At 71.8% G+C, this 9147-nt stretch carries 8 protein-coding genes; 5 read left to right on the forward strand and 3 right to left on the reverse strand.

The genetic code is table 11. The annotated features are described in order from the left end of the window. Positions 1 to 106 precede the first annotated feature (106 nt). Positions 107 to 655: a DUF5990 family protein gene (locus tag IH61_RS0119850; RefSeq protein ID WP_051837499.1), complete on the forward strand. Its 549-nt coding sequence runs from the start codon at positions 107 to 109 to the stop codon at positions 653 to 655. On the opposite strand, the gene IH61_RS0119855 is transcribed toward IH61_RS0119850, so the two are convergent. Continuing rightward, positions 646 to 2913 carry a collagenase gene (locus IH61_RS0119855; RefSeq protein ID WP_051837496.1) on the reverse strand — a complete coding sequence of 756 codons (2268 nt, stop codon included), beginning with the start codon at positions 2911 to 2913 and terminating at the stop codon, positions 646 to 648. The two genes, IH61_RS0119850 and IH61_RS0119855, sit on opposite strands and share 10 nt — an antisense overlap. Before the next feature lie 255 nt (positions 2914 to 3168). On the opposite strand from IH61_RS0119855, the gene IH61_RS0119860 reads away from it, so the two are divergent. Together IH61_RS0119860 and IH61_RS0119865 are read left to right on the forward strand one after the other, a co-directional pair. Then, positions 3169 to 3771, forward strand: coding sequence for a superoxide dismutase (locus IH61_RS0119860; protein ID WP_031071611.1), 603 nt, complete (start codon positions 3169 to 3171; stop codon positions 3769 to 3771). Positions 3772 to 4065: 294 nt separating this feature from the next. Further along, a complete protein-coding gene (locus tag IH61_RS0119865; RefSeq protein WP_031071612.1) occupies positions 4066 to 5094 on the forward strand; it encodes a glycosyltransferase family 2 protein in 1029 nt (342 codons plus the stop codon). Between the two features lie 52 nt (positions 5095 to 5146). On the opposite strand, the gene IH61_RS0119870 is transcribed toward IH61_RS0119865, so the two are convergent. Then, on the reverse strand, positions 5147 to 6091 hold the full coding sequence (locus IH61_RS0119870; RefSeq protein ID WP_031071614.1) for a GlxA family transcriptional regulator: 945 nt from the start codon (positions 6089 to 6091) through the stop codon (positions 5147 to 5149). 104 nt (positions 6092 to 6195) lie between these two features. Between IH61_RS0119870 and IH61_RS0119875 the strand changes: the two genes are divergently transcribed. Then, positions 6196 to 6834 (forward strand): HD domain-containing protein, encoded by a 639-nt coding sequence (locus IH61_RS0119875; RefSeq protein WP_031071616.1) that lies wholly within the window; start codon positions 6196 to 6198, stop codon positions 6832 to 6834. Between the two features lie 37 nt (positions 6835 to 6871). Here the strand turns inward: IH61_RS0119875 and IH61_RS0119880 are convergent, their stop codons facing one another. Then, positions 6872 to 8116, reverse strand: coding sequence for an MFS transporter (locus IH61_RS0119880; protein ID WP_051837501.1), 1245 nt, complete (start codon positions 8114 to 8116; stop codon positions 6872 to 6874). Between the two features lie 56 nt (positions 8117 to 8172). Between IH61_RS0119880 and IH61_RS0119885 the strand changes: the two genes are divergently transcribed. After that, positions 8173 to 9069 carry a winged helix-turn-helix transcriptional regulator gene (locus IH61_RS0119885; RefSeq protein ID WP_031071620.1) on the forward strand — a complete coding sequence of 299 codons (897 nt, stop codon included), beginning with the start codon at positions 8173 to 8175 and terminating at the stop codon, positions 9067 to 9069. Positions 9070 to 9147 lie beyond the last annotated feature (78 nt).

Consider the following 9147-nt stretch of genomic DNA (forward strand, 5'->3'; position numbering starts at 1 on the left):
CCGGTGCCAACGGATTTATCAGCCGACGGATCTGTCAGCCCGACGGAATCATCGGCCGACGGAATTCTCGGCCGGCGGCGGACGGCGGCAGGCGACAATGGCGGTCATGGAGCTGAGGATCGAGGCCACGGATCTGCCCGGGCGCGCCTGCGTCGGCGGGCCGGGGTTCCCGGGGTACGAGGATGTCCACGTCGCCGTCCAACGTCGGGGCCGCCCGGCCGAGTTGCTGGACCCGCAGCCCGGGGACGCGGCCTCGGCGCGCTGGTCGCTGGAGTGCGAGGTGAAGCGGCTGCCGGACGGCCGTCCGGACGTCACCGGGCGGTACGTGCAGGGTGTGCCCGGCGGGCGGTTCGTCTATCTGAGCTGGGTGGCGGCCGAGGGCGAGGGACGGTCGATGTTCCGGCGGGCGAAGCTGATGCTGGAGGCCGTGGACCGGGAGACCGTCGAGGCGGCGGCCGTGAGCGGCCTGCTGGTGGCCCGGCTCGGGCTGACGGACGCCAAGGGGCACCCGCTCTGCGCGGCCGTGCGCCCGCCGCTGGTCGTCTGGCGAGCGGGGGAGGCAGCGGAGGAAGGGGAGGGAGCGGAGAAGGGGAGGGCCCCGCGTAGGAAGTACGCGGGGCCCCAGGAGAGTCGGGAGAGTGGGGATCAGTTGTAGGTCGTGGTGACGGTGACCCCGTTGAAGCCCTGCTGCCCGTACAGGCTGAAGTACACGTAGCCCGCGGGCGGGTTGGTGATGGTGAGCGTCTCGGCGTTGCCCGCCGTGGCGGACTTCGTCTGGTAGGACGAAGTGGTGGCCCAGGTGGGGCCGTTGTAGTACAGGTCGGCGTCGCCGGTGCCGCCGGTGGTGGTGATGGTCAGCTGCTTCACGCCGGCGGGCAGGTTCAGGAAGCTGTAGCTGTAGTTGCCGGTGGTGGCGGCGACGTTGTCGCGGCGGCAGTTCTTGTCGTAGCTGCGGGTGTCGGCGGCGCTGCACAGCGGGGCCTGGTCCACCGGCAGGGAGCCGCAGTTGTCGGCGGCGCAGGACTTGAGCCAGGTGGCGAAGTCGGCGTCGTAGGAGGTGCCGATGGTGGTCTTGAGCAGGGTACGGGCACCGGCCCAGTCGCCGACGCGGTACTTGGCGAACAGCGCGGTCATGTCCTGCGGGTGCGACTGCAGCATGTAACGCACCGCCAGGTAGCCCCAGTTGTAGGTGCGGACCTGGTTGGAGTTGGCGTAGGTGGTGTCGAAGAGGTCGCTCAGCTTGTAGGTGTTCAGGCCGGCCTGGGCGATGGCGGCGTCGTAGTGCACGCCCCGGTAGCTGTAGTTGACGTACTCGGCGATGCCCTCCACCCACCAGATGGTCGGGGTGCTGGTGCCGGCCTCGAAGTCGCCGTACATGTCGTAGCGGCCGTCGAGGTAGTGGGTGTACTCGTGGTTGAGGTTCCAGATCTGGAACGTCGGGCGCAGCCAGGACGCCTGGTGGGCGATGAACCGGGCCTGGTTGCCGGCCTGGTCGGGGCGGCCCTCCTCGTACTCGCCGCCGTTGTCGACGTCGATGCCGTACATCTCCCAGGCGTAGAGGCTGTAGTTGTAGTAGTCGTCGAAGACGACGACCTCGAGGCTGGTGTTGCGGTCGTTGGCGACCGGGCCGTTGTCCTTGACGAGCTTGTGGAAGAACGCGTCCTGGTTGACCAGGCTGGTGCAGGTGTCCGCGAACTGCTGGTCCGTCATGCTCTGCGAGCGGATGCTCAGGTTGGCGTTGCAGACGTGGTTGCTGGTGAGCACGAGCGGCACCAGCTTGGCCGGCAGGTCACAGGTGCCGTAGTAGGAGCAGTTGCCGGCGTCCTTCTTCTCCGTGAACCAGAGCAGGTTCATGGTGAGCGGACCGGTCTTGCCGACCAGCGGGTAGCGGTTGATCAGGTCCTTGACGACCGGGCGGCCCTGGGCGCGCAGCGCGGGGTCGGCGACGTAGTTGCCGAGGTCCATGCCGATCTTGGTGACGATGTCGCCGCCGTCGATCACCGCGCTGTTGCGGGTGACGAAGGAGGAGATCGAGGTCGCGAAGGACGGGTCCGCCGCCAGCGCGGCGGTGAACTCGGGGAGTTCGAAGCCGCGGGAGATGACGGTCTCGGTGTTGGAGACGGCGGCGGTCATCGAGCCGGGCCAGGAGGTGGTCCAGTCGCCGAGCAGCCGCTTGACGACGCCGGTGTAGCGGGCGTTCTCCCGGGCGCTGTCGATCAGGGTGACGGTCTCGGCGAGGGTGGCGCCGTTGGCGTCGGTGACGTCCTTGCTGTGCGGGGCGGCGAAGAAGCCGTCCAGGGCGCCGCGGATGGCGTTCTGGAGGCTGGTGCCGTACGTGCCGACGGCGTCGGCGTTGTTCCACTGGACGTAGTAGCCGGCGCGCAGGAAGTACACCAACTGGCCTGCGGAGGTGGAGTTGTCGCCCGGGTAGGTGGCGGCGGTGTCGCGCAGCGCGTTGGCGACCGTCACCATCTGGGCCTCGTTGAACGCGGCCTTGGCGTCGTTGCCGGTGAGCTGGAACAGCGTGTTGACGCAGTCCAGGCTTGAGGACTTGACCTGCTGGACGAGCGCGGCGCCGGTCTTGCCGGTGAAGCCGGACGCGTCGCAGGCTGCGGCGGTGGCCAACTGCCGCGTGGCGGCGTGCTTTCCGGCGGCGCTGCCCGCGGCCGGGGCGTTGTGCTTCGCCTGCGCGTCGGAGGCGAGCGGGCGGGCGTCGCGCGGGGTGTCGGGGGACTTGGGGACGGGGATGGAGCGGGGCGTGGCCGTGGGGGTCTTGGCCGCGGCGGGGGTCGAGGAGGAGGCGGTGGGGGTCGCGTGGGCCTGGGGTGCGAACAGGCCGAGCGCGAGGAAGAAGGCGGCGCCGAGCGCAGGGACTCTGCGCGCGTTCGCCTTCGCTATGCGGAAGGGACGCATGGGTGGGGGTTCCTCCGGAGGCCGTCGTGGCCGTGGGGTTGGGGGCACGGCCGTTAAATGTGTGACATGTAAAATGGCACATGGCGCACGGCTTCGGGAAGGCCCTGGACGGCATCGGTTTGTCATCGACTGTCAGATCCGCCGTGTCGGGCGGAATATGCAGGAGCCCGCTATTCGTTCTTGCAACTCATACGCAATAGTGTGAGACCTGGCACGATCACGACCGTTCAACCAGCCGAAAGGGGCCGTGTCCTGATGGGCACCTACACGCTTCCCGACCTCCCGTACGACTACTCCGCGCTGGAGCGGGCGATGTCGGCCGAGATCCTGGAGCTGCACCACTCCAAGCACCACGCCGCGTACGTCAAGGGCGCGAACGACACCCTGGAGCAGCTGGCCGAGGCCCGCGACAAGGAGCAGTTCGGCGGCCTGGTCGGCCTGCAGAAGACCTTCGCCTTCCACCTGTCCGGCCACGTGCTGCACTCGCTGTTCTGGCAGAACCTCTCCCCGGAGGGCGGCGAGCGCCCCGAGGGCGAGCTGGCCGACGCCATCACCGAGCACTTCGGCAGCTTCGAGGCGTTCAAGAAGCAGCTCTCAACCGCCACCACCGGCGTCCAGGGCTCCGGCTGGGGCATCCTCTCCTGGGAGCCGCTCGGGCAGCGCCTGATCGTCGAGCAGGTGTACGACCACCACGGCAACGTCGGCCAGGGCAGCACCCCGCTGCTGGCCTTCGACGCCTGGGAGCACGCGTACTACCTGCAGTACCGCAACGTCCGCCCGGACTACGTCACCCGCCTGTGGGACGTCGTCAACTGGCAGGACGTCTCCGAGCGCTTCGCGGCGGTCAAGTCCGCCTGAGGTCTCGCCCTGTCGGTGCCCCGGACCGGTCGGGCGGTCCGGGGCACTTCCGCGCGTGGTGCGGGCGGGGGCCGCGCATTGACCCGTATGGTTGACGTTGCACACGGCCGCCTCACCGCCGCGAAGGCTGGACGCCACCTGGAGTTCGCCGGAAGGTCGTGCACGGTCCCTACGCTCGGGCCACCGCCGGTGACCGGCCGTCGTCGGCCGTCGCCGACCGTGTCCGGCAGCCGGGCCACTGCGCTGCCGACCCGCTGCCACTGCGCTGCCGACCCGCTGAGCGAAAGGTCCTTGATGGCCCCGCGTCTGTCCGTCGTCGTCCCGATCTACAACGTCGAGCGCTACCTGCGGGAATGCCTCGAATCGATCGCGGCGCAGACCTTCGGCGACTTCGAGTGCGTCATGGTCGACGACGGCTCCACCGACGACGGCCCGCGCATCGCCCGGGAGTTCGCCGCCGAGGACCGGCGCTTCCGGCTCGTCCGCCAGGACAACCAGGGCCTCGGCGCCGCCCGCAACACCGGCTGGCGCCACCTCGCCCCCGGCACCGACTACCTCACCTTCGTCGACAGCGACGACGTCGTGCCCGCGCACGCCTACCGTCTGATGATCAGCACCCTCGACGAGACCGGCTCCGCCTTCGCCACCGGCAACGCCATGCGCCTGCGCACCACGGGCCTCAGCCCCTCCCACGGCCACCGCCGCCCCTTCCGCGAGACCCGGCTGCGCACCCACATCAGCGAACTGCCCGCCCTGGTCACCGACCGCACCGCCTGGAACAAGGTCTACCGGCGCTCCTTCTTCGACGCCGCCGGCATCCTCTACCCCGAGGGCATCCTGTACGAGGACGCCCCGGTCAGCGTGCCCCACCACTTCCTCGCCGACCACGTCGACGTGATCTCCGAGCCGATCTACCACTGGCGCGTCCGCGAGGACGGGGACCTGTCCATCACCCAGAAGAAGACCGACCCGCGCGGAGTCGTCGACCGCGTCCGCTCGATGGAACTCGTCCGCGAGTGGCTCCTCGCCCAGCCCGAACCGAAGTTCACCGACTACCTGCGGGCCTACGACCACAACTGCCTGGTCGAGGAGATCCCCATGTTCTTCTGGTCCGTCCCCGACGGCGACCGCGCCTACCGCGCGGCCTACCAGCGCAACGTCAGCCGCCTCGTCGAGGCCATCGGCCCCGAGCGCGTCGCCGAACTGAACGCCCAGCTGCGCCTCAAGTACCGCCTCACCCTCGCCGATTCGATGGGCGGCTTCGTCGCCGTCCAACGCGCCCACCGGCTCGCCCGGCGCGCCCGCAAGGCCGTCCGCCGCTGACCCGGTCGGGGCGGCTCGCCTCGGTGGGGCGCCTCGCGCAGGCTCGCCTCGATCAGGGCGCGCCGGTGGAGGTGAACCGGGCCCGGTACTCGCTCGGGGTGGTGCCCAGGTGGCGGGCGAAGGCGCGGCGGAGGGTCTCGTCGCTGCCGAGGCCGCTGAGGCGGGCGGCGGAGGTGACGCCGTGCCCGTCCAGGAGGAGCTGCTGCGCGCGGTCGAGGCGGACGCGCTCCACCCAGCGGGCCGGGGTGGTGCCCAGCTCCGCCTGGAAGAGCCGGCCCAGGTGCCGGGTGCTGACGGCGGCCGCGGCCGCCATCGCGGGAAGGCCGTGGTCGGCGGCCGGGTCGGCGAGGACGGCGTCGGTGAGGGTGCGCAGCAGGTCGCCGCGGGCGGGCGGGGTGGCGAGCGCGGTGGAGAACTGGGACTGCCCGCCCGGGCGTTGGACGAAGACGACCAGTTCGCGGGCCGCGTCGCGCGCCGCCTCGGCGCCGAGGTCGTGCTCGACGAGCGCGAGGGCGAGGTCGATGCCCGCGCTGATGCCGGCGCTGGTGTGGAAGCGGCCGTCGGCGAGGTGCAGGGCGTCCGGTTCGACGCGCACGCGGGGGTGGCGCAGCGCGAGGGTGCGGGCGTGGCGCCAGTGGGTGGTGGCGCGGCGCCCGTCGAGGAGGCCGAGCGCGGCGAGGACGAAGGCGCCGCTGCACACGGAGGCGACGCGGCGGGCGTTCTCGGTGAGCCCTGCCGCGGCGGTGAGGAGTTCCCCGCCCGGGCCTTCTGAGGCGAGGTGGTCGGCGCCCGCGATCACCAGGGTGTCGAAGCGGCCGGCGCCCTCCGGTGCGGTGGTGGCGCCGAGGACGACACCGTTGGAGGCGGTGACGGGCCCGCCGCCGGGGGAGACGAGCACCGTCTCGTACGCCTGCGCCACGTGCAGGACCTCCAGCGGGCCGCTGACGTCGAGCAGCGTGACGCCGTCGAAGACTAGGAAGGCGACGCGGCGCTTCATGTCCTGATCCGTGGGGTGTGTGTCTGTACGGACATGGCCCGAGCCTACGCCGCCGCGCGAGGGTGGAGGCACCGAGAGAGCCTTCCGGAAAGGACCCCACCGCCATGACCGAGACCGTCGCCGGCGTCCGCATCCCCGACAGCGCCCTGGCCCGCGAGGCCACCGAACTGGTACGGGACGCCGCCACGCCGCTGCTGTTCGACCACTCGCGCCGGGTGTTCCTGTTCGGCGCCCTGCGCGGCGCCGAACAGGGACTCGCCTACGACCCCGAACTCCTCTACGTCGGCGCGATGTTCCACGACCTGGGCCTGACCGGGCGCTACGCCCGTACCGACCAGCGGTTCGAGCTCGACGGCGCCGACGAGGCCCGCCGCTTCCTCGAGGCGCACGGCCTCGGCGGCGAGCCCGCCGACCGCGTCTGGGCGGCCATCGCCCTGCACACCACCCCCGAGATCCCGCTGCACATGGCGCCGGAGATCGCCCTCGTGTCCCGGGGCGTGGAGCTGGACGTGCTGGGCCTCGGCTACGACGCCCTCACCGAGGAGCAGCGCGCGGCCGTGGTCGCCGCCCATCCGCGCCCGGACTTCAAGAACCGGATCCTGGCCGCGTTCACGGCGGGTGTCTCGGGCCGCCCGGACACGACCTTCGGCAATGTGAAGGCGGATGTGCTCGCCCACTTCGTCCCCGGGTTCGTGCGCGGGGACTTCGTCGAGGTGATCAAGGGGTCGGCCTGGCCGTCCTGACCGCTTTCCGGCTTCGGCTTTCCGGTTTCCGGCCTTCTCAGGCCAGGTCGCGCAGGCGGCGGATCGGGCTGGCGAGGAGGATGGCCGGGCTCGCGACCCCGGCCACGGCGACCAGCAGCAGCGCCGTCCGGGTGCCGAACGCCTCGGCGGCGGCCCCGGCGGCGACGGCGCCGACCGGGATGGCGCCCCAGGAGACGAACCGTACGGTCGCGACCACCCGGGAGAGCAGCTCCGGCGGGGTGTGCGCCATGCGGTGGGTGCGGGTGACGATCGCGGTCACCACCACGCCGCCGGAGAACCCGGCGTTGCCGAGGGCGAAGACCAGCGTGGCCCAGCCGGAGCCGGCCTGCGGCAGGAGCAGCAGGAAGGCGGTCGCGACGACCGCGGCCCCGCACAGCGCGCGGGCGCTGCCGTACCGCGACACCACGCGCGGGGTGAGGGCGGCGCCGATGACGCTGCCCAGCCCGCCGGTGGCCATCAGCGCGCCGACCGCGGCCGCGGGCGCGTCGAGGGTGCGGACCAGGAACACCGGGGTGAGCGCCATCAGCCCGCCGCAGACGAAGTTCACGGCGGTGGCGTCCGCCACGCAGGGCCTGATCACCGGGTGCCCGGTGACGAACCGCCAGCCCTCGCGGACCTGTTCGCGCATGCCCGGGCGGTCCTCGGAGCGCCTCTGGCGCTCGCCGGACGGCAGGCTGCTGAGGAGGGCGGCCGAGGCGACGTAGCTCACCGCGTCGAGCAGCATCGAGGCCGCGCCGCCGACGAGTTGGACCAGCACGCCGCCCAGCGACGGCCCGGCCGTCTCGGTCGCGGCGACGCTGCCGGACATCAGGCTGTTGCGGGCGGTGAGCTGCTCCTTGGGGACGATCGAGGGCAGGAAGGTCATGTTGCCCACGTCGAACAGGACGCTCGCGAAGCCCACCACCAGCGCCACGACGACCAGTTGGGGAAGGGTGAGCACGTCGAACGCCGCCGCGAGCGGCACCGAGGCGACGGCGGCGGCGCGGATCAGGTCCATCGTCACCTGCGTGCCGCGCAGGGGCATCCGCTGCACGAGCACGCCGGCGGGCAGCCCGAGCACCAGCCAGGCGACGTAGGAGGCGGCCGTGATCAGGCCCACCTCGATCGCCGAGGCGTGCAGGGTGACCACGGCGACCAGCGGCAGGGCCACCGCCGTCACCTGGTCGCCGAGGCGGGTGACCGTGGAGGCCGCCCAGTAGCGCCAGAACACCCCCGTGTCCTCGCTCCGTGCCTGATCCTCGCGTTCCGCAACCGTCGTCACGTCCACCCCTCCGTCGACGAGTAAGTTCCTTTTGGGAACTCACTATAATGGTGATCATGCGGCACACGGAAGCAGGCGACCCCGACTGCGCGATCTCGCAGGCCCTGAGCGTCGTCGGAGACACCTGGACCCTGCTGCTCCTGCGCGACGTCGCCGGGGGCACCCACCACTTCGACGCGCTGCAGAACGGGCTCGGCATCAGCCGCAAGGTGCTCACCGAACGCCTGAAAGGGCTGGTCGCGGACGAGGTCCTCGAGAAGCGGCTCTACCACCCGCACCCGCCGCGCTACGAGTACCACCTGACCGACCGCGGGCGCGGGCTGCTGCCCGTCCTCGTCGCCCTGCAGGACTGGGGCGGGCGGTACGTGCTGGGCGACGGGACGCTCACCGGCACCAGCACCGCCGACTCCGCGGAGACACGCCGCGTAATGGGCCTCGTCGGGCGACAGCTGCCGGAGCCGTCGCTTGCTTCCGTCTCGGGCTCGCCGGTCGACGCCGTCTCGGGCGCGCACGCCTGGACCGTCCTCTACTGCTACCCCGGGGCCTTCGCACCCGGCGGCCCCGGCGGCAACGGGCACCCGCCCGGATGGGGCGACATCCCCGGCGCGGCCGGCTGCACCCTGGAGTCCTGCACCTACCGGGACCGCATGGACGAGTTCGCGGCCCGCGACGCGGCCGTGTACGGCGTCAGCACCCAGCGCCCCGACCAGCTCGGCGCCTTCGCGGAACACGCCCGCCTGCCGTTCCCGCTGCTCTCCGACGCCGCGCTCGAACTCGCCGCCGCGCTACGCCTGCCGACCTTCCGCGCCTCGGGCGTCGACCGCCTCAAGCGCCTCACCCTGATCCTGGACGCCGGCCGCACCATCCGCGGCGTCCTCTACCCCATCCCCGACCCAGCCGGCTCCGTCGAGGACGCCCTCGCCCTCCTCGACAGGCTGACCCCCGCTGGGTGACCCCCGCGCATCATCCCCCCTGCTGCGAACGCCCACCACCGTTCCCCACCATCCGCCCCCCACCCGCCTCCCGGCGGG

This window comes from Streptomyces sp. NRRL WC-3742, assembly GCF_000720635.1.
GTDB lineage: Bacteria > Actinomycetota > Actinomycetes > Streptomycetales > Streptomycetaceae > Kitasatospora.

Coding starts and splice junctions, on each gene's coding strand:
- IH61_RS0119850 (WP_051837499.1), top strand. CDS start 107: ATGGAGCTGAGGATCGAGGCCACGGATCTGCCCGGGCGCGCCTGCGTC.
- IH61_RS0119855 (WP_051837496.1), bottom strand. CDS start 2,913: ATGCGTCCCTTCCGCATAGCGAAGGCGAACGCGCGCAGAGTCCCTGCG.
- IH61_RS0119860 (WP_031071611.1), top strand. CDS start 3,169: ATGGGCACCTACACGCTTCCCGACCTCCCGTACGACTACTCCGCGCTG.
- IH61_RS0119865 (WP_031071612.1), top strand. CDS start 4,066: ATGGCCCCGCGTCTGTCCGTCGTCGTCCCGATCTACAACGTCGAGCGC.
- IH61_RS0119870 (WP_031071614.1), bottom strand. CDS start 6,091: ATGAAGCGCCGCGTCGCCTTCCTAGTCTTCGACGGCGTCACGCTGCTC.
- IH61_RS0119875 (WP_031071616.1), top strand. CDS start 6,196: ATGACCGAGACCGTCGCCGGCGTCCGCATCCCCGACAGCGCCCTGGCC.
- IH61_RS0119885 (WP_031071620.1), top strand. CDS start 8,173: ATGCGGCACACGGAAGCAGGCGACCCCGACTGCGCGATCTCGCAGGCC.